This window comes from Anaeromyxobacter dehalogenans 2CP-C (assembly GCF_000013385.1).
GTDB classification, from domain to species: Bacteria; Myxococcota; Myxococcia; order Myxococcales; family Anaeromyxobacteraceae; genus Anaeromyxobacter; species Anaeromyxobacter dehalogenans_B.
Map to the genome: position 1 here is coordinate 3,526,343 of NC_007760.1, position 19,578 is coordinate 3,545,920.

13 protein-coding genes are annotated in these 19,578 nt (G+C 76.8%); 5 read left to right on the forward strand and 8 right to left on the reverse strand.

Going from position 1 to position 19,578, the window contains the following annotated elements:
* Positions 1 to 33 precede the first annotated feature (33 nt).
* Positions 34 to 1,056 (reverse strand): deoxyhypusine synthase family protein, encoded by a 1,023-nt coding sequence (locus ADEH_RS16015; RefSeq protein ID WP_011422148.1) that lies wholly within the window; start codon positions 1,054 to 1,056, stop codon positions 34 to 36.
* A gap of 173 nt (positions 1,057 to 1,229) precedes the next feature.
* On the opposite strand from ADEH_RS16015, the gene ADEH_RS16020 reads away from it, so the two are divergent.
* From ADEH_RS16020 to ADEH_RS16030, 3 genes are all read left to right on the forward strand, one after another.
* Positions 1,230 to 4,025, forward strand: coding sequence for a M1 family metallopeptidase (locus ADEH_RS16020; RefSeq protein ID WP_041453913.1), 2,796 nt, complete (start codon positions 1,230 to 1,232; stop codon positions 4,023 to 4,025).
* Positions 4,026 to 4,116: 91 nt separating this feature from the next.
* Positions 4,117 to 4,713: a TetR/AcrR family transcriptional regulator gene (locus ADEH_RS16025; RefSeq protein WP_041453607.1), complete on the forward strand. Its 597-nt coding sequence runs from the start codon at positions 4,117 to 4,119 to the stop codon at positions 4,711 to 4,713.
* Between the two features lie 30 nt (positions 4,714 to 4,743).
* On the forward strand, positions 4,744 to 5,715 hold the full coding sequence (locus tag ADEH_RS16030; protein WP_011422151.1) for an alpha/beta fold hydrolase: 972 nt from the start codon (positions 4,744 to 4,746) through the stop codon (positions 5,713 to 5,715).
* Positions 5,716 to 5,741: 26 nt separating this feature from the next.
* Here the strand turns inward: ADEH_RS16030 and ADEH_RS16035 are convergent, their stop codons facing one another.
* From ADEH_RS16035 to ADEH_RS16060, 6 genes are all read right to left on the reverse strand, one after another.
* Positions 5,742 to 9,038 carry a patatin-like phospholipase family protein gene (locus ADEH_RS16035; protein WP_041453608.1) on the reverse strand — a complete coding sequence of 1,099 codons (3,297 nt, stop codon included), beginning with the start codon at positions 9,036 to 9,038 and terminating at the stop codon, positions 5,742 to 5,744.
* 52 nt (positions 9,039 to 9,090) lie between these two features.
* The gene (locus tag ADEH_RS16040; protein WP_011422153.1) at positions 9,091 to 11,214 is read right to left on the reverse strand and encodes a xanthine dehydrogenase family protein molybdopterin-binding subunit; all 2,124 of its coding nucleotides are present in this window, start codon (positions 11,212 to 11,214) and stop codon (positions 9,091 to 9,093) included.
* Complete coding sequence (locus tag ADEH_RS16045) at positions 11,211 to 11,678, reverse strand: (2Fe-2S)-binding protein (RefSeq protein WP_011422154.1); 468 nt, start codon at positions 11,676 to 11,678, stop codon at positions 11,211 to 11,213. The genes ADEH_RS16040 and ADEH_RS16045 overlap by 4 nt, the downstream gene beginning before the upstream one ends.
* The gene (locus ADEH_RS16050) at positions 11,666 to 12,616 is read right to left on the reverse strand and encodes an XdhC family protein (protein ID WP_011422155.1); all 951 of its coding nucleotides are present in this window, start codon (positions 12,614 to 12,616) and stop codon (positions 11,666 to 11,668) included. Before ADEH_RS16050 ends, ADEH_RS16045 begins: the two co-directional genes overlap by 13 nt.
* Positions 12,613 to 13,218, reverse strand: a complete 606-nt coding sequence (locus tag ADEH_RS16055; RefSeq protein WP_011422156.1) for a nucleotidyltransferase family protein — start codon at positions 13,216 to 13,218, stop codon at positions 12,613 to 12,615. Before ADEH_RS16055 ends, ADEH_RS16050 begins: the two co-directional genes overlap by 4 nt.
* A gap of 134 nt (positions 13,219 to 13,352) precedes the next feature.
* Entirely contained in the window at positions 13,353 to 13,928 is a 576-nt protein-coding gene (locus ADEH_RS16060; RefSeq protein WP_041453609.1) for an outer membrane beta-barrel protein, read from the reverse strand.
* A 322-nt stretch (positions 13,929 to 14,250) separates the two neighbouring features.
* On the opposite strand from ADEH_RS16060, the gene ADEH_RS16065 reads away from it, so the two are divergent.
* Positions 14,251 to 15,915: a bifunctional metallophosphatase/5'-nucleotidase gene (locus ADEH_RS16065; protein ID WP_011422158.1), complete on the forward strand. Its 1,665-nt coding sequence runs from the start codon at positions 14,251 to 14,253 to the stop codon at positions 15,913 to 15,915.
* Between the two features lie 114 nt (positions 15,916 to 16,029).
* Positions 16,030 to 18,180, forward strand: a complete 2,151-nt coding sequence (locus tag ADEH_RS16070; RefSeq protein ID WP_011422159.1) for a M3 family metallopeptidase — start codon at positions 16,030 to 16,032, stop codon at positions 18,178 to 18,180.
* A gap of 49 nt (positions 18,181 to 18,229) precedes the next feature.
* Here ADEH_RS16070 and ADEH_RS16075 read toward each other — a convergent pair whose 3' ends face one another.
* Entirely contained in the window at positions 18,230 to 19,576 is a 1,347-nt protein-coding gene (locus ADEH_RS16075) for a sensor histidine kinase (RefSeq protein WP_011422160.1), read from the reverse strand.
* Positions 19,577 to 19,578 lie beyond the last annotated feature (2 nt).

The window sequence follows — 19,578 nt, forward strand, 5'->3', positions numbered from 1 at the left end:
AGGGATCCCGCCCCCCGTCCGCCAAAGCGGACGTCACCTCGCGAGCTTCGCGATGAGCGCGTTCGCCTCGGCGGGCGCGCGCTTGCACTCGAGCAGCGCGGTGAGCATCAGCGGCGCCACGATGGTGGCGTCGGACTCGACCACGAACATGGGCGTGTCCTGGGTGAGCTTGTCCCAGGTGATCTTCTCGTTCGGCGTCGCGCCGGAGTAGGAGCCGTACGAGGTCGTCGAGTCGGAGATCTGGCAGAAGTAGGCCCAGGGCTTCACCGGCTCGCCCAGGTCGTACTTGATCGACGGCACCACGCAGATGGGGAAGTCGCCGGCGATGCCGCCGCCGATCTGGAAGAAGCCCACGCCCTTGCCGGCCGACAGCTCCTTGTACTGATCGTAGAAGGCGGCCATGTACTCGATGCCGGACTTCACGATCGAGGGGCTGCACTCGCCGTTCTTCACGTGCGAGGCGAAGATGTTGCCGAACGTCGAGTCCTCGTGGCCGGGGACCACGATGGGCAGCTTCGCCTGCGCGGCGGCGAGCAGCCAGCAGGCCTCGGGATCGCCCTCGTGGAGGTCCGTGCCGATCGACTGGATCAGCTCGTAGAAGTACTCGTGCCAGAACCGGCGATCGCCCTTCTCGGTGGCGCGCGTCCACATCGGGACGATGAACTTCTCCACCGCGCGGAACGCCTCGTCCTCGGGGATGCTGGTGTCGGTCACCCGGCGCATCCGGTCCTCGAGGATGCGGGTGTCGTCCGCCTTGGTGAGGTAGCGGTAGTCGGGGAAGTCCTTGTAGCTGTGGTGCGCGACCAGGCGGAACAGCGACTCCTCCAGGTTCGCGCCGGTGACGGAGAAACCGTGGATGAGGCCGGCCCGGATGGCGGGCGCGAGCGTCAGCCCGAGCTGCGCCGAGGACATGGCGCCGGCGACGGCCCAGAACATCTTCCCGCCCGCCTCGACGTGCCGCCAGTAGGCGACGAGCGCGTCGCGGGTCTGGCGCGCGTTGAAGTTCTTGAAGTTCGTGAGGACGAACTCGAGGACGGGCAGCTCGGTCTTCGGCATCTCGGCACCTTTCGGTCGCGCCGTCGAGGCGCGGGCACTGCGGTCCGGCCGCTCGTACCCGACTGCGCCCCGGCGATCAAGCCCGGCGTTGCCCCGGGTCCGGGCGGGCGGCCGGCGAGGCGGTTCCCCGGCCAGCGCCGACGGCGTATCGTCGGCGTCTCACGGAGGTGAACGTGACGCCCCTGCGCCGCGCCCCGCCGGACCGTTGCTCCCCTCGGCTCCTCGCGCTGGCCACCCTGCTGGCGCTCGGCGCCCGCGCGGCCGCCGCCGCAGCCGCGCCCCCCGGCGCGCCCGCGCCCACGGGTCCCGGCGCGGAGGAGGAGCGCCCTCCGCTGCTGCAGCTCCCCGGCGGCGTGCGTCCCGTCCGCTACGCGCTCGACCTCGAGGTCGTGCCGGCGCGCGAGGACGGCATCCGCGGCCGCGCCGAGATCGCGGTGGTGCTGGAGCGGCCCCTCGCCCGGATCTGGCTGCACGCGCGCGACCTCGCCGTCTCGGAGGTCACGGTGGAGCAGGCCGGCGGGGAACGCGTGCCCGGCCGGCTGACGCAGGTCCACCCGTCGGGCGTCGCGCGGCTCGACCTCCCGCGGGCGGTGGGGCCGGGGCCGGCGACGATCCGCCTGGCCTGGTCGGCGCCCTGGGGCCCGACCGGCGCCGGCTCCTTCCGCGCGCGGGAGGGGGACGACCTCTACGCGTCCACGCAGTTCGAGGCCGTCGAGGCCCGCCGCGCGTTCCCGTGCTTCGACGAGCCCCGGTTCAAGACGCCGTTCGAGGTGACGCTCACGGTTCCCGCCGGGCTGGTCGCGATCTCGAACGCCCCGGAGCGCGGCAGCGAGCCCGCCGCGGGCGGCCTCCGCCGCGTCCGCTACTCGGCCACCCGCCCGATCCCCACGTACCTGGTGTTCTGGACGGTCGGGCCGTACGACGTCGTGGACGCGCCCGCGCCGCCGAACGAGATCCGCAGGACGCCGCTGCCGGTCCGCTACGTCGTGCCGCGCCGCCGCGCCGCCGACGTGGCGTTCGCGCGCGAGGCCGGGCAGGCGCTCCTCCCCGAGCTGGAGCGGTGGTTCGGCACGCCGTTCCCCTACCCGAAGCTCGACCACATCGCGCTCCCGGGGTTCCCGCTCGCCATGGAGAACCCGGGCGCGATCTCCTACGTCGAGTCCGCGCTCCTGTTCGACGCCCGCCGGCAGGGGCCGGACGAGCGCCGCTGGATCGCGGACACCATGGCCCACGAGATGTCGCACCACTGGTTCGGCGACCTCGTCACGCTGCCCTGGTGGACGGAGATCTGGCTCAACGAGTCCTTCGCGCAGTGGATGGGGACGCGGGCGGTCCAGCGCTGGCAGCCGTCCTGGGGCGCCGACGTGGCCGCCGTGCGCGGGACGACGCGGGCGATGCGCCAGGACGAGCTCGCCGCCACGCGCGCCATCCTGAAGCCGCTCGCGCGCATCGAGGAGGTCGAGGGGCAGTTCGACGCGATGAGCTACCAGAAGGGCGCGGCGCTCCTCGGGATGATCGAGCGCTGGGTGGGCGAGGTGCCGTTCCGCGACGGGGTCCGCCGCTACCTGGCGGCCCACGAGGACGGGACCGGGTCCACCGACGCGCTGCTCGCGGAGATCTCCGCCGCGGCGGGCCGCGACGTGGCCGGGCCGTTCCGGACCTTCCTCTCGCAGCCGGGCGTGCCGCGCGTGGAGGCGGCCGTCGCCTGCGAGGCCTCGGGCGCACGGGTCCGGCTGCGCCAGGCGCGGGCGCTGCCGCGCGGCTCCGCGGTGCCCGCGGGCGGCGCCTGGCGGATCCCGGTGTGCCTGCGCTACGAGGCCGCCGGCGCGGTGCGCGAGCGCTGCACGCTGCTGGAGGAGGCCGAGGGCACGCTGGCGCTCCCGGAGGGCTGTCCGGCGTGGCTCATGCCCGACGCCGGCGCGGCGGGCTACTACGCGTGGGCGCTCCCGCCCGCCGACCTGGCGCGCCTGCGCGCGCGGGGGCTCGCGCGGCTGGGCACGCTCGAGCGGCTCTCCTTCGCGCGGGCGGTCGCGGCCGCGGCGCGGGCGGGGGCGCTGCCCTACGCGGACGCGATGGACGCGCTCACCGCGCTGGCCCGCGACCCTCGACCCGAGGTCGCCGCCGCGCCCATCGAGGCGCTCGAGCACGCCCACGACTGGCTGGTGGCGCCTGCGGACCGTCCGGCGGTGGAGGCGGTGGCGCGACGGCTCTACCGGCCCGTGCTGGCCCGGCTCGGGTGGTCGGCGCGCCCCGGCGAGTCCGGCGCCGTCCGCGACCTGCGCGGCCGCGTGGTGCGCCTGCTCGCCGTCACGGGCCGCGACCCCGGAGTCCGGCGCGAGGCGGCGAGGCGGGGCGCGGCCTATGCCGGGATGGCCGACGGGAAGCTCCACCCCGAGGCGGTGGACCCCGAGCTCGTCGCCATCGCGCTCGCCGTCGCGGTACAGGACCTCGGCCGGCCGGCGTTCGACGCCGTGCTCGCGCGCGCCCGGAGCGCGTCCGATCTCGCCACCCGCGAGCGGCTGCTCCCGGCGCTCGCGGCGGCGGACGACCCCGACCTCGCGCGGCGCTTCGCCGCGGTGGTCGCCGGCGACGAGCTCCCGCTGCTCGAGCGCGTCGGGGCCGTCCTCGACCTGCACGCGGTCCGGGGCGACCCCGCGTTCGCCGCACGCCGGCTCGCGCTGCTCGCGGAGAACGTGGACGCCTGGGCGGCGGGCCTCCCGCCGTTCATGGCCGCCCGGCTGCCCGCGATCGCGTCCGGCGCCTGCTCGGGTGAGGACGCCGCGCGGGTCGAGGCGCTGTTCGCGGGGCGCGCGGCGGCGCTGCCGGGCGTGGAGCCGATGGTGGCGCGCGCCGTGGAGCAGATCCGGCTGTGCGCCGCCGGCCGCGAGGCCGACGCGGGGCCGGCGTCCGCATGGTTCGCGCGCGCGGCCGCCCGCGACGCGCCCGTGCGGCGCGGCACGCCGCGCTGAGCTCGAGCGGCCGCCCGCCCCCGTGCCGCCCAGGAGGGGCCCGGGCGCGGGCGCCCTGGCAGAAAACGAACGACCGTTCTATTTTGGCGGCATGGGCAAGGGCGCCGAGACGCGCGAGGCGATCCTCGACGAGGCCGTCCGGCTCGCGAGCGAGGTCGGCCTCGAGGGCGTCACCATCGGCCGCCTGGCCGACGCGCTCGACCTCTCCAAGAGCGGGCTCTTCGCGCACTTCTCCTCCAAGGAGCGGCTGCAGGTGGCGCTCCTCGACCACGCGGCCGCGCGCTTCGTCGAGGCGGTGCTGCGCCCGGCGCTCGCCGCGCCGCGCGGCGAGGCCCGCCTGCGCGCGCTCGTGGAGCGCTGGCTGCGGTGGCCGACCGAGGTGCCGCAGCCCGGTGGCTGCGTGTTCGTCCAGGCCAACGTCGAGCTGGACGATCGGCCCGGGCCGGCGCGCGACCGGCTCGTCGCGCTCCAGCGCGAGTGGCTCGCGACGCTCGTCCGCGTGGTGCGCGAGTCCCGCGACGCCGGCCAGCTCGACGCCGCCACCGATCCCGACCAGGTGGCGTTCGAGATCTACGGGATCCTGCTCTCCACGCACCTCGCGCTGCGTCTCCTGGGCGACCGGCGCGCCCACCGGCGCGCGCGCGCCGCCCTGGACCGCCTGCTCGCCTCCTGCCGTCCCGCCGCGTAGTCCCCTGTCGTCGCCCGAAGGAGCATCGCCATGCCCGTCAGCCGCCCGCCCCCAAAAAGCACGAACGTTCGTTCCTTCGGCGCTCGCGCCGCCCGCGCGGGCCTCCGCGCCGTCTCGGCCGTCGCCCCGGACCTGGCGGTCCGCGCGGCGGGGCGCCTGCTGCTCACCCCGCCCCGCCACCCCGCGCCGCAGGCCGAGCGCGCGGGGCTGGCGCGCGCCGAGCCCCTCGCGTTCCGGGTCCGGGGCGAGGCGCTGCGCGCGTGGCGGCTCGGGTGCGGCCCGGCGGTGCTGCTCCTGCACGGCTGGGGCGGCCGCGCCGGCCAGCTCCTCCCGCTCGCGGAGGCCCTCGCCGCGGCCGGCTGCGCCGCCGTGACGGTGGACGCGCCCGCCCACGGCGCCTCGCGCGGCTGCATCGCGTCGATGATCCACTTCGCCGACGCGGCCGAGACGGTCGCGCGTGCGGTCGGGGCGCGGGCCGCGGTCGGCCACTCGCTCGGCGGCGCCGCGGTGGCGCTGGCGGCGGTCCGCGGCCTGGAGCTCGACGCGGCGGTGGTCATCGCGGCGCCGCGCGGGCCGGCCGGGTTCGTGACCCACGCGGCCGCCGAGCTGGGCCTCTCCGAGCGCGCGCTGGGGGCGGAGATGGAGCGCCGCCTCGGCGTCTCGCCCGACGCGCTCGACCTCCCCCGGCTCGCGCCGCCCGGCGCGCCGCCGCTGCTCGTGATCCACGATCCCGGCGACCGCGAGGTCCCGTTCGCGGACGGCGCGGCGCTCGCCGAGGGCTGGCCGACGGCGCGCCTGATCGCGACGCAGGGCCTGGGCCACCGCCGCATCCTGCGCGACGCGGCCGTGATCGCCGCGGCGGTCGCGCACGCGCGCGAGCGGCTCCCGCGCTGCGGCGGCTGCGGGCGGCTCGCGACGGTCGCGGCGCCCGAGCCGCGCTGCGACGGCTGCGCCGTGGCGGACGACCTCTGGGATCGCGACCGCCGCCTGGCGGCGTCCTGAGCGGGCGGGACGGCCGGCGCGCCGGGTCAGCGGCCGGAAGGGCCCGCGCCGAGCGGCGAGAGCCAGTAGGCGAGGCCGTTCAGGTCGGCCACCGAGAGCGCCACGAACCAGCCCTGCGGGCCGGACCGCGCGCCGGGCTCGCGCACGCCGACGATCACCGCGAACCGGTCCTGCACCGCGGCGAGGCGGACCTCGACGCCCAGCCCGGACGGACCGTCCCAGTCGGCCCACCACCGCGGCCCGGCGCCGAAGGAGAAGCCGCGCGCGCGGCCGAGCGCCACCGCGCCGGCCGCGCTCGACCAGGTGTCGTGGCCGGCCCGGTACGCGACCGGCTCGAGCGTGGTGGCGATCGAGAGCCAGCGGCGCAGGTGCACCTCCGGCTCCAGCCAGGCGAGGCCGAAGCCGCCGCGCGACACGTCGAGCGAGAGGCGGTACGGCACGAGGCGGGCCGCCAGCGGGCGCCACGCCGCCTGGCCCGGCGGCGCGGCGGCCGGGAGCGTGGACGGGTCGAGCACCAGCCGCGGCGTCGGCCCGCGCTCGGCCTCGCGGCGCGAGAGCAGCTCGGCGGCGCCGAACGCGGAGATCATCGCGCCGGAGAGCGGGCCGGGGTCGGCGCCGACCGCGGTGCGCTCCACCGCGAGCGCGCGCGCCGCCAGCCGGTCGAGCGTGTCCGCCCACCAGGCGTCCGGGTCGCGCATCGCGAGGCGCAGCCCCTCCGACCCGGCGCGGTACCCGCGCGCCGAGAGCGCGTCGAGGAACTCGCCGAAGCCGAGCTCCGCGGGGCAGAGCGCCTCGGCGTCGCCGGGCCGGCACGGCATCCGCCGCGCCGTGAGCGCGTCCAGCGTCGCGAGCACCGGGTCGCCGGGCGGCGCGGGGCGCGGCGCCAGCGCGTCGAGCCAGCTCCAGCTCGGATCCTGGCGGAGCAGCTGCGCGCGGGTGGACCGGCCGAGCCACGCGCCCAGCTCCAGCTCGGCGAGGCGCGCGACCACCTGGCTCGCGTACGGCGAGGCGCGGACGCCGAGCACGTCCACGGCGCGGCGCAGCGCCTGGCCGATGCAGCGCTGGCTCGCGGCCGCGGTGAGATCGATCTCGGCCGGCCGGCCGCGCAGGCGGACCGGGCCCGCGTCGCCCGGCTCCGGCGGGCCGCCGGCGCACTCCGCGACCGCGATCCCGTGGGCCGCCTCGTAGACCCCGGCGTAGTAGTCGTAGCGCCGCAGGGGCCGGTCGAGGAAGCCGGCGAAGCCCGAGAGCTGGGCGCCGGCGAGCGGCGCGAACCGGCTCGGCGCCACCAGCCGGCGCTCGGTGGCGGCGCGGTCGGCGAGCGCCACCGCGTCGGCGCGGAGCGCCGCGACCCGCGCGGACAGCCCGAGGAAGCGGTTCCGCGCCCCCAGCACGCCCAGCACGCCGCGCCAGGCCGCCGTCATCGCCTGCGCGTCCCACGCGCCGCGCGCCAGCAGGGCGGAGGACGCCGCCACCGTCTCCTGGAGCGCGTCCACGTCGAGCAGGGCGTCCCCGGGCAGCGCCGCGAGCCGCGCGCGGGCGCGGCGCGCCTCGGCCGCCACCTCCGGGGGCGCCGCCGCCGCCAGGCGCTCGAGCTGCCCGTCGAGCAGCCCCGCGAGCAGCAGGCCCGCCGTGCGCGTGAGCCCGTCCGAGCGCCGGATCGGCTCGAGGACCGCGGCGCGGAACCGGTGCAGCACCTCCTCCGGCAGGCCGCTCGCCGAGACCGCCTGCGCCTCGTCGGCGAGGAACAGCAGGACCGACGCGACGAGCGTCGAGCGCCCCTCGAACGTCCCCGGATCGCGGAGCGCCGCGGCGCGCATCGCGGGGGCCGCGGTCGCCGCGTCGCGGAGCAGCGCGGCGAGCCCGTCGGCGAGCCGCACCACCTCGGCGGGGGGGAGCGGCGCGTCGCCCGCGGCGGGCGCCGCGAGCGTCAGCGCCGTCACCTCTGCGACGCACGGCTCCGGCTCGCCCGGGCCCCGCCGCGCGGCCGCCGCCAGCCGATCGACGCAGGCGGAGAGCGCGCGCCCGTACGCGGCGCGGCTCACCGCCGCCCCCGCCCGCCCCCCCGCGGCCGGCGGGCGCGGCGGGCGCGCCGGCGCGAACGCCGCCGCGGACGTCGCGCTCAGCTCGGCGAACTCCGCCGCCACCTCGGCGAAGTCGCGGAGGACCCGCTGGGTGGTGCGGTTCCAGCCGCTCGCCCCGATGGTGCGCGAGAGCTCGGCGCTGCGCGCGGTGGCGAGCAGCCGGCCGAACAGCCTGAGGTGGCGACCCAGCGTGAAGTGCTCGGGGGCGTCCTCGACCGCGCCGTCCCGCGGAGGCCGGAGGCGGCGCAGCTCGGGGTCCACCAGGAAGAAGACCACCGGGTGCAGCACGCTGCCTCCGCCGGCGGCGTCCACGAGGTCCACCGCCAGGCCGATGGGCGCGTTGTCGAACACGCCGCCGTCCACGTAGTCGTGGCACCGCCCGGGCACGCCCACCGCGCCGTCGTCCGCCGGCGAGCACAGCCGCCGGGGCGCGAACGCCATCGGCACCGCCGCCGAGGCCAGCAGCGCGTCCTCGACCACCTGCGGCCGGAACGGCGCCGCCTCGCCGGGCGCGGGGACGCCGTCCAGCTCGAGCACGCTCTCCGACAGCTCCCCCGGCAGCAGCGCCTGGCGGACCACCGCGACGGCGCCGTCCGGCCCCACGTCCAGGCGCCAGGGGAGGACCAGCCGCTGCGTCGAGGTGGTGAGCCCCGCCACGTCGCGCTGGCGCGGGTCGGCCTGGGTCACCGCGATCCCGAGCGGCACGCGGCACCCCGGGCGGAAGGCCCCGGCCGCCCCCGGGCCGAACAGCGCCGAGCGGATGAGCGCGCCGGTCCGCTCCAGCGGCGCCGCGGACAGCAGGCCGTCCCCGGGCCGGTAGCGTCCCGCCGAGCGCGGCAGCAGCTCGTCGAAGTCGAGGTGGATCCAGGCGCTCAGGAGCAGGTTGTCGTCCACGTCGCCGGCGCGCTCCGGCCGCGCGCACCAGATCGCGGCGGCGAGGAGCGCGTTCACCGCGCCCGCGGAGGTCCCGGTCACGGCCGCCAGCCGGGGCCGGAACAGCGCCCCGACCTCCGCCCGGCCCTCGCGGACGGTGGCGAGGTAGCGGACCGTGGCCCAGGACAGCCCCGCCTCGTAGGCCCCGAGGCTGACGCCGCCACTCACCGTGAACGCGACCAGGTCGTCGGGCCGCCCGCCGGCCCCGGCGGAGGCAGGCCGCTCGCCCGGCGCAGGCTCCCCGGCCCGCGCCGGGGCCGCCAGCGCGAGGCCGAGGGCGACGAGGGCGGCGCGGCGCGGGAGCACCGGGCCACTCTGCGCGACCGCCCGGTGCACCGTCAACGCGCGCGCGTCGCGCCTACCCGGTGCGCTTCGCCGGCCGGAGCGGCAGGGCGCGCAGCCGCTCCCCGGTGGCGGCGAACACCGCGTTCGCGACCGCCGGCGCGATGGGTGGGAGCGCGGGCTCGCCCATGCCGCCGGGCTCGGCGTTGCTCGGGACGAGGTGCACCTCGACCCTCGGCATCTCGCTCATCCGCAGCGGCTCGTAGTCGTCGAAGTTGCCCTGCTCGACCGCGCCGCCCTTCACGGTGATCTCGCCCCGCAGCGCCGCCGAGAGCCCGTACACCACCGAGCCCTCCGCCTGCGCCTCGACGCTGTCCGGGTTGAGCGCGGTGCCGCAGTCCACCGCGCACACCACCCGGTGCACCGTGATCCGGCCGTTCCGCACCGACACCTCCGCGACCTGGGCGACGTAGCTGCCGAAGGAGGCGTGGCAGGCGAGGCCGAGCGCGTGCCCGGCCGGCGGCGGCTTGCCCCAGCCCGCCTTCGAGGCCGCCAGCCGCAGCACGCCGCGCAGCCGGCTGTCGCGCGGGAGGTTCGCGAGGCGGAACGCGAGCGGATCCTGGCCGGCCGCGCGCGCCAGCTCGTCCACGAAGACCTCCTCCGCGAACGCGTTCTGCGACGAGTAGACCGACCGCCACCAGCCGAGGGGCACGCCGATCTCGGGCAGCGCGTGGTCCACCCGGACGACCGCCGCCGTGTAGGGCACGTCGGCGGCGCCCTCCACCGTGTCCGGCCGGTCGCCGCGGCGGCGCGCGCTGCCGAAGAGCTGCTGCCCGATCGACGGGTTGCGCACCACGTGGTGCCACGCGACCAGCCGCCCCTTCGCGTCCAGCCCGGCGGCGAGCTCGTTCCGCCCCGGCGGGCGGTAGAAGTCGTGGCGCATGTCGTCCTCGCGCGTCCAGGTGACCTGGACCGGCGCGCCCGCCGCCCTCGAGACCTGCGCCGCCTCGACCGCGAAGTCCGGGAGCGCGCGCCGGCCGAAGCCGCCCCCGAGGAAGGTGACGTGCACCGTCACCGCCGCCTCGGGAACGCCGAGCGCCTTCGCCACCTCGGTGCGGGCCCAGAGCGGCGCCTGCGTCGGCGCCCACAGCTCCGCCTTCCCGTCGCGCACGTCGGCCGTGCAGTTCATCGGCTCCATGGTGGCGTGGGCGAGCAGCGGCAGCTCGTACACCGCCTGCACCCGCTGCGCCGCCCCGGCGAGCGCCTTCTGCACGTCGCCGCCCTCGCTGCGGGACGGCTCCGGGTCCACCTTCGCCCCGGCCAGCAGCCGCGCGATGGCCGCGCCGTCGAGCGCGCCGTTCGGGCCCGGCTCGAACGTCGCCTTCAGCGCCTCGCGCCCCTGGATGGCCGCCCAGGTCGAGTCGGCGATCACCGCCACGCCGCTCGGGACCTCCACCACCTTGCGCACGCCGGGCACCTTGCCGGCGGCGGCCGCGTCGAAGCCCTTCACCTTGCCGCCGCGCACCGGCGGCCGCGCCACCGTCGCGTGGAGCATGCCCGGCACCCGCACGTCGATCCCGAACACCGCCTCGCCTCGCACCTTGGGCGGCGTGTCGAGGCGCGGCACGCGCTTGCCGATGAGCCGGAACTTCTTCGGGTCCTTGAGCGGCGGATCCGCCGGGACCGGCAGCCTGGCCGCGTCGGCGACGAGCTCCCCGTACCCCAGGCGCCGGCCGCTCGCGGCGTGGACGATCGCGCCGTCCTGGGCCCGGCAGGCGCGCACCGGGACGCCGAGCCGCTTCGCGCCCGCCTTCAGCAGCACCTCGCGCGCCGCGGCGCCGGCCTTCCGGAGCGGGAGGAACCCGCTGCGCACCGAGCGCGAGCCGCCGGTGACCATCTCGCCGTACTTCGGGTCGGCGTCGCCCTGGACGATCCTCACCTTGGTCCAGTCCGCCTCCAGCTCCTCCGCCACCAGCACCGCCATGCCGGTGTAGCTCCCCTGCCCCATCTCCGAGCGGCCCAGGAAGATCGTGGTGGTGCCGTCCGGCGCGAGGTGCAGCCAGACCGACGGCTCGAAGCCGTCGGCCGAGGCCGCCGGCCCCGCCGCCAGCACGCGCCCGGGCCCGGACACGGCCAGCCACAGCCCGGCGCCGGCGGAGAGCTTCAGGAAGTCCCTTCGACCCAGCGCTCCGGCGGTCATCGCGCACCTCCCTTCGCCTTCGCCGCGCGGTGGATGGCGCGGCGGATCCGCTGGTACGTGCCGCACCGGCAGAGCACCCCGTCCATGGCGGCGTCGATCTGCGCGTCGGTGGGATCCGGCGTCTTCGTGAGCAGCGCCGCCGCCTGCATGATCTGCCCGGACTGGCAGTAGCCGCACTGCGGCACCTGCTCCTCCACCCAAGCGGCCTGCAGCGGGCTGCCGCCGGCGGCGAGCCCCTCGACGGTGGTGATCCGCCGGCCCACCGCGTCCTTCACCGGCGTCTGGCAGCTCCGCACCGCCTCGCCGTCGAGCAGCACCGTGCAGGCGCCGCAGAGCGACATGCCGCAGCCGAACTTCGTGCCGGTGAGGCCGAGCGTGTCGCGCAGGACCCACAGCAGCGGGGTCTCCGGCGCGACGTCCACGGTGCGCTTCTGGTCGTTCACGAGCAAGCTCAGGCTTGCCATCTCGTCTCCTCCGTGTCGTGCGTCCGGGATCCGCTCGCGGGCGCCCCGGCCGCCGCCGCCGGCGCGCGGCGCAGGGTCGCCACCAGGTCGGCCAGGATCTCCACCGCGATCTCCGCGGGCGCCTCGCCGCCGAGGTCGAGCCCCACCGGCCCGTGCAGGCGCGCGAGCTGCGCGTCGCCGAGCCCCTCCTCGCGGAGGCGGCTGCGGATGCCGGCCTGCGTGCGGCGGCTCCCCAGCGCGCCGACGTAGAACGCCGGCGACCGGAGCGCCGCGGCGAGCGCCGGGTCGTCGAGCTTGCGGTCGTGGCTCAGCGTCACCACCGCGGTGCGCGCGTCGAGCCCGATGCGGGCGAGCGCCTCCTCCGGCCAGGCGCGCTCGACGGCGACGCCGGGGAAGCGCGCCTCGGTCGCGTACACCGGGCGCGGGTCCACCAGCCGCACCTCGTAGCCCGCCACCTCGGCCATGCGCGCGAGCGGTTGCGCGAGGTGCACCGCCCCGACGATCACCAGCCGCACCGGCGGCTCCCGCACCAGGCGGAACGTCTCGCCCGCGCCGAGCTCGAGCACCCGCTCCACCCGCTCGCGCGCCCGCAGCGCGCGGACGTCGCGCGCCAGCGCGTCGGCGCGGGCCGGCTCCACGAAGACCCGCACCCGCCCGCCGCAGGGGAGCCCCACCTCCCAGGCCCGCTCGGCGGTGACGCCGTACTCGAGCGTGCGGGGTGCGCCGGTGCGCAGCACCTCCAGCGCCTCCTGCGCGACCGCCGACTCCACGCAGCCGCCCGACACCGAGCCCGCCAGCTCGCCGCGCTCGCTCACCGCGAGCTGGCTGCCCGGCGGGCGCGGCGACGAGCCCCAGGTCGCGACCACGGTCGCGAGCGCCACCCGCCGGCCCGCCGCGCTCCACTCCGCCGCGCGCTCCAGGATCTCGCGATCGGTCACCGCGTGCCTCCCTCGCCGAGCCGCGCGCGCAGGCGCTCCAGGTCGGCCGGCCCGTCCACGTCGGCGAGCGCGCCGGGCGGCGCGTCCACCGCCTCCAGCTGCGCCCGGTAGCGCCGCAGCAGCGCGCGGCCGATCCCGTCCCCCGCGCCGCCCGCTGCCAGCTCGGCGAACCGCGCCCGAGGGTAGAGCACCGGCGGCGCGAGCGCGTCGCAATATCGGGTCGCGACCAGCGGTGCGCCGGTGGCCCGGTGGCGCTCCACCAGCGCGCGGATCGCCGCGGCGTCCACCAGCGGCATGTCGGCGAGGAGGACCACCGCGCCGGCCGCCGGGGCGGGCACCGCGGCCAGGCCGGCGGCGAGCGACGCGTTCATCCCGCGCGACGGCAGGGCGGGATCCGCGACGATGCTGCAGGGGAGGCCGTCGAGCTCGGCCCGGGCGCGCTCCGCCGCGTCGCCGAGCACCACCACCACCGGCCCCACCGCGGCGTCCACCGCGGCGCGCGCGGCGCGGCGGAGCAGCGACACGCCTTCGAGCTCGAGCAGCAGCTTGCTGCGGCCCATCCGCGACGAGCCGCCGGCCGCGAGCACGATGGGCGCGAACATGGCCGGAACCTTAACCCGGCCCGCCCGCGCCCGCCGTGACGGCGACGGCCGAGCGCGCCCGCGGCGCGCCCCTTCCGGGAACGCGCCGCGGGAACGACACGCCCGCCCCGCGGAGCGCGGGACGGGCTCGGGGCCTACCGGCCGCCGAAGTAGACGCTGAGCCCGACGCCGACGTTCAGGCCCGAGACGTCCCAGTCGCGGTTCACGTCGTCCTCGAGGTACAGCGCCTGGTAGCCGAGGCCGGCGTCGATCGAGAGGTACGAGACGGGGAAGAAGCTCAGCCCCGCGCCGACGCCCCAGCCGAACCCGTCCATGTCGAGGTCGTCCTGGGAGCCCCGCGCGAACACGAGGTTGCCGTTCAGCTTGAGCGAGAGCTGCGGGGCCAGGCTCACGTTGAAGCCGATCGCCGGGCCGAAGGTGGTGGTGCTGGACTCGGTCTTCTCGAGGCCGTAGGTGGTCTCGACGTTCTGGTGCCCGAGGACGAGGCCGACGCCGAGGTTCGGGGCGATGTAGACGAGGCCCGAGCCGTGGATCGTCCAGATGTCCTGGTCGAAGTCGTTCGGATCGCCGTCCACCTCGGTGGAGGTGGTGGAGAACCCGAGCTGCGTCGAGCCGGAGAGCTCGAACGTGCCCGGCGACAGGTTGCGGGCCTGCGCGGCGAAGGGCGCCAGCGCGAGGGCTGCGAGGACGGAGATGAGCATCCGCTTCATGTGTGTTCGCTCCGTGGGTGGTGAGGGGCGGCGCGCGGCGGCCCGGCTGCCGCGCCCGTGGCGCGCCGGCGAGCGCCGGCGCACGCACGTTCAACCCGCGTTCGCGCGCCGTGTCAACGGCGGATCGCACCGGAAGGTGGGAGATGCGCCGACACGAACTGCCGGGCCTGGGCGGCCTTGGCCGTGCGGTCCGCTGCCGCAACCCGGCGCGCCGCCCTCCTTCCTCCGTCCCCGCTTTCACCCGCAGACGCCGTTCACCCGCCGCGCGACCATCGCGCGAGCCGGAGGCCATGGAGCTCGCGCCGCCGGCCGGGGGGACTCCATGTCACACGCGACTCGCAGGCTCGCCTGCACCGTGCTGGCGACCGCGCTGGCCGCCGGCCCGGGGCCGGCCGCGGCGACGGCGCTCACCATCCTGAGCGTCAACGACACGCACTCCAACCTCGACGCCGCCGGGCCGAAGGACGCGAGCCTGGACGGCACCGTCGGCGGCCTCGTGAAGGCGTCCGCCGTGATCGCCCGGCTGCGGGCGGAGGAGCCGAACACGGTCTTCCTCCACGCGGGCGACCTCTTCATGGGCGATCTGTACTTCAACGCGACCTTCGGATCGGTGGAGCTGCAGCTGCTCGGCATGCTCGGGCTCGACGCGATGACGGTGGGCAACCACGAGCTCTGGTTCCCGGGCTGCGTGCTCGCGGGCTCCTACCTCGCGGCCGGCGGCTCGTTCCCGCTGCTCGCCGCGAACGCGACGCCGTTCGAGTGCGCCGGGATGATCGCGCCGCACGCGCTCGTCCAGGTGGGCGGCCTGAAGGTCGCGGTGGTCGGCCTGACCACGCCGTTCGACCTGCCCTCCCAGGGGAACGCCGCATTCACCGGAGGTGACGACCCGCCGCTCGGCCTGCTCGCGGTGGCGCAGGAGGCCGTGGTGGCCGCGCGGACCGCGGACGAGGACGGGGACGGGGTCCCGGACGCGCAGGCCGTGATCGTGCTCTCGCACCTGGGCCAGCGGCTGGACGAGGCCGTCGCCGCGAACGTGGTCGGGGTGGACGCGGTGGTGGGCGGCCACGACCACTACGAGCTCGCCGAGCTGATCCCCGGCGCGAGCGGCCGGCCGGTGCCCGTCGTGCACGCCGGGGCGTACTACCGGAAGGTCGGCCGCGTGCGGCTCGACGTCGAGCCGGCCGGCGTCTCGACCGTGTCGGTGGACCTCGTGGCGGTGGACAGGACGGTCGCGCGGCCGGCGCCCTCCCCCACCTCCGTGCCCGGCGCGGTCGCGCTGGGCGTGGCGCAGCTGCAGGCGGCGATCCCGGTGATCTTCGCGCCGTTCTTCCCGCCGCCCTTCGAGGACCCGTTCCACACGGCCATCGCGTACGCGGCCGGGAACGTCACGAACGCGATCCGCTTCGACGTGCCGAAGCGCGACACCGGGACCGGGAACCTGATCACCGACGCGCTGCGCCTCCGCAGGCCGGGCACCGACCTCGCCTTCACGGTGGCGGGCCAGACGCCGCAAGGGATCGCGGAGGGGCCGGTGGTGCAGGAGGACCTGTTCCGGATGGTGGGGGTCTCCTTCGATCCGCTCACGTACTTCGGGACGCGCGTCGCGACCGGGCGGATCCGCGGGGACGTCCTGCTGACCGCGCTGGAGCTCGCCATCGGGATCTCGACCGCGGACGACGACTACGTCCCGCAGCTCTCCGGCGCGCGCCTGGTCTACGACTCCAGCCTGGCCGGGCCGCCCCGGATCCGGTCGCTCGAGGTCGGCGGCGCGCCGGTGGACCCGGCGGCGACGTACTCCATCGTCATGAACGCGTTCGTGTACCAGCTCCTCCCGGCCCTCGGGATCGAGCTCGTCCCCGGCACCGGCCAGGTGCTCGACGACTTCGAGTTCCTGGCGCTGCGCGATCACGTGGCCGCGCTCGGCACGTTCGAGTCCTCGGGCGAGAACCGGGTCCGCGACCTCGCCGCGCGCGGCCCGCGCCGCTGACCCGCCGCCCGCGACCCCGGGGCGCGCCCGGGCCCCGGGGCCGCGACGAGGGACTTGACCCGACCGCGGCCCCGCGAGAGACAACCTCGACGCCATTCGGCGCGGAGGTCGTCCATGTCGGCACTCGTCGCGAGCGCGCTCGCGCAGCTCGTCCTGCTCTCCAGCCCGCCCGCGGCCCCCGCGCGCGCGGAGGTCCCCGTGAACAACCCGCTGCTCGCCCCGTGGGCGGGCCCGCACGGCGGCGTCCCGCCGTTCGACGTGGCGCGCGTCGAGCAGCTCGCCCCCGCCATCGAGGCCGGCATGGCCGCGAAGCTCGCCGCGGTCGAGGCGATCGCCGCGGACCCGGCCGCCCCCACCTTCGAGAACACGCTGGCCGCGATGGAGCGCTCCGGCCGGGCGCTCGACCGGGCCATGACCGTGTTCGGCGTGTTCTCCAGCGCGATGAGCACGCCGGAGTTCCAGGCGGTCGAGCGCGATCTCGCGCCGAAGCTGGCCGCGTTCGACGACCGCATCACGCAGAACGAGAAGCTGTTCGCGCGGATCGCGGCGGTGTACGAGGCGCGCGAGACCTCCTGCAGGACGCCCGAGCAGAAGCGGCTCGCCTGGCTCTACTACACGACGTTCGTCCGCGCCGGCGCGAAGCTCGACCCCGCCGCGAAGCAGCGGGTGGCCGCCGTCAACGAGCGGCTCGCCACGCTCTACACGAAGTTCTCGCAGGACGTGCTCGCCGACGAGTCCGGCTACACCCTGGTCCTCGAGGACGAGGCGGCGCTGGCCGGCCTCCCGGCGACCGTGCGCGCGGGGATGGCGGCCGCGGCGACGACCCGCGGGAAGCCCGGCAAGTGGGCGGTGCTCAACACGCGCTCCAGCGTCGAGCCGTTCCTCGCCTACTCGGAGCGCCGCGACCTGCGCGAGCGGGTCTGGCGCGACTTCACCCGCCGCGGCGACCACGGCGACGCCCACGACACCAAGGCGGCCATCACCGAGATCCTGAAGCTCCGCGCCGAGCGGGCGAAGCTGCTCGGCTACCCGACGCACGCGCACTGGCGGCTCGAGGACTCGATGGCGAAGACGCCCGAGCGCGCCATGGCGCTGATGGAGGCGGTCTGGCCGGCCGCGGTGGCGCGGGTCCGCGAGGAGGTCGCCGACATGCAGGCGGTGGCCGACCGCGAGGGCGCGGGCATCACCATCGAGCCCTGGGACTACCGCTTCTACGCGGAGAAGGTCCGCAAGGCGAAGTACGACCTCGACGAGAACGAGGTGAAGCCCTACCTGCAGCTCGAGAAGCTGCGCGAGGCGATGTTCTGGGTGGCGGGCCGGCTGTTCGACCTGCACTTCACGCCGGCGAAGGGCGTGCCGGTGTACCACCCCGACGTGCGCGTCTGGGAGGTGAAGGACGGCAAGGGCCGGCACGTGGGCCGCTGGTACTTCGACCCGTACGCCCGCGACGGCAAGCGCTCGGGCGCGTGGATGAACGCGTACCGCGCCCAGGAGCGGTTCGACGGCGAGGTCCCGACCATCGTCTCGAACAACGCGAACTTCGTGAAGGGGAAGCCGGGCGAGCCGGTGCTGGTGAGCTGGACCGACGCCGAGACCCTGTTCCACGAGTTCGGGCACGCGCTGCACGGCCTCGCCTCCAGCGTCGGGTACCCGTCGCTCTCCGGCACGGCGGTGGCGCGCGACTACGTGGAGTTCCCCTCGCAGCTCCTGGAGCGCTGGCTCGAGACGCCGGAGGTGCTGGACCGCTTCGCGCGCCACGTGAAGACCGGCAAGCCGCTGCCGCGCGCGCTGGTCGCGAAGATCCAGAAGGCGTCCACCTTCAACCAGGGCTTCGCGACCGTGGAGTACCTCTCGGCCGCGCTGGTGGACATGAAGATGCACCTCGCCGGCTCGGCCGAGATCGACCCGGCCGCCTTCGAGAAGGAGACGCTCGGCGCGCTGGGCATGCCGCGCGAGCTGGTGATGCGCCACCGCCCGCCGCACTTCCTCCACGTGTTCTCCGGCGACGGCTACTCGGCCGGCTACTACAGCTACCTGTGGGCCGACACGCTCAGCACCGACGCCTGGGAGGCGTTCACCGAGGCCAAGGGGCCGTACGACCGGGCGGTGGCGGCCCGCCTGCGCCAGCACGTGTTCTCCGCCGGGAACACGGTGGACCCGGCCGACGCGTACCGCGCGTTCCGCGGGCGCGACCCCGGCATCGGCGCGCTCATGCGCAAGCGCGGGTTCCCGGTGCCGGCGGAGCCGGCCGCGGGGCCGCGGTAGCCGCTCCCCGCGCGCGATCCGCGGTCCTCCGGGATCGCGGATCGCGCCGCTAGGGTCCGGGCGCGGCGGGGCGCGCCGGCAGGACCAGCTCCGCGGCCGTGCCGCCGCCCGGGCGCGGCGCGAGCGCGAGGTCCCCGCCGTGCTGGCGGGCGATGGCGCGCGCCACGGTGAGCCCCAGGCCGGACCCCTTGGCCTTGCTGGTCACGCCGGGCTCGAACACCGCGTCGCCGAGCGAGGGGTCCACGCCCGCGCCGCGGTCCAGCACGCGCACGCGCGCGCCGCCGCCGGCCGGCGCGACCTCGAGCACCACCTCGCCGCCCGGCCCGCTCGCGTCCACCGCGTTCTGCACCAGGTTGATGAGCACCTGCTTCAGCTTGCGGCGATCGGCCTGCACGGAGACGCCGTCGCCCTCCACCGACAGCGCCAGCCCGCGCTCGGAGGCGACCCCCTCGTGCAGCGCCGCGACCTCCTGGCAGAGCGCGGCGAGGTCGCACGGCGCGAGCGAGAGCGGGACCAGCGGGCGCGAGAAGTTCAGGAAGTCCTCCAGCACCGCCTGCATCCGGTCCACCTCGTGCCGCAGGACCTCCAGCCGCTCGGCGCCCTTGCCGTCCGGGAGCTGCTGGCGCAGCAGCGCCGCGAGCGCCTTCACGCTGGCGAGCGGGTTCTTCAGCTCGTGGGCGATCTCGCCGGACAGCTCGACCAGCTCGGCGGCGCGCTCCTGGTGCGCCCGCAAGGCGTCCTCCTGCGCGGCGAGCTGCCGCCGGAGCACGGCCTGGTACGCGTGCCGCAGCCCGTTCCCGAGGGCGTGGACGCCGGCCAGCATGAGGCAGAGCAGGGCCGCGTCGGCCCACAGGTAGGCGGTCCCGGCGCCGACGCGCGCGCCGCCGCCGAACGCCGCCAGGTTCAGATCGGGGATGGCGCCGGTCGCCGCCAGCGCCGCCAGGGCCAGCACCCCCGAGACCTGCATGGCGGGGATGAGCCAGCGCACCGGCCCCTCCACCAGCATCGCCGGGATCACCGCCAGCACCAGCGCGGCGGGCAGGAACGGGCTGTCGATGCCGCCGGTCGCGAAGGAGACCACCAGCTGCCCGAAGGTCGCGAGCAGCACGTTGCGGTTCACCGACCGCTGGCCCGCCCCGCCGGCCCGGAACGCGAGCAGCTCCCGGACGAAGAAGATCGCCACCGCCACGAGCGCGACGAGCAGCACCGCGCGCCGCCAGGGCGACGGGTCGATCCATACCACCCAGCCGACCAGCAGCAGGACCGGCAGCAGCACCCACACCCGGATCGTGAGCAGCCGTCCGAACAGCCTGGAGAACTCCTCCCGCTGGATGCGCTCGGGCAGCGGCGGGCCGGAGCCCACCCGCCGCCGCGCCGTGACCGCCGCCGCGCGCATGG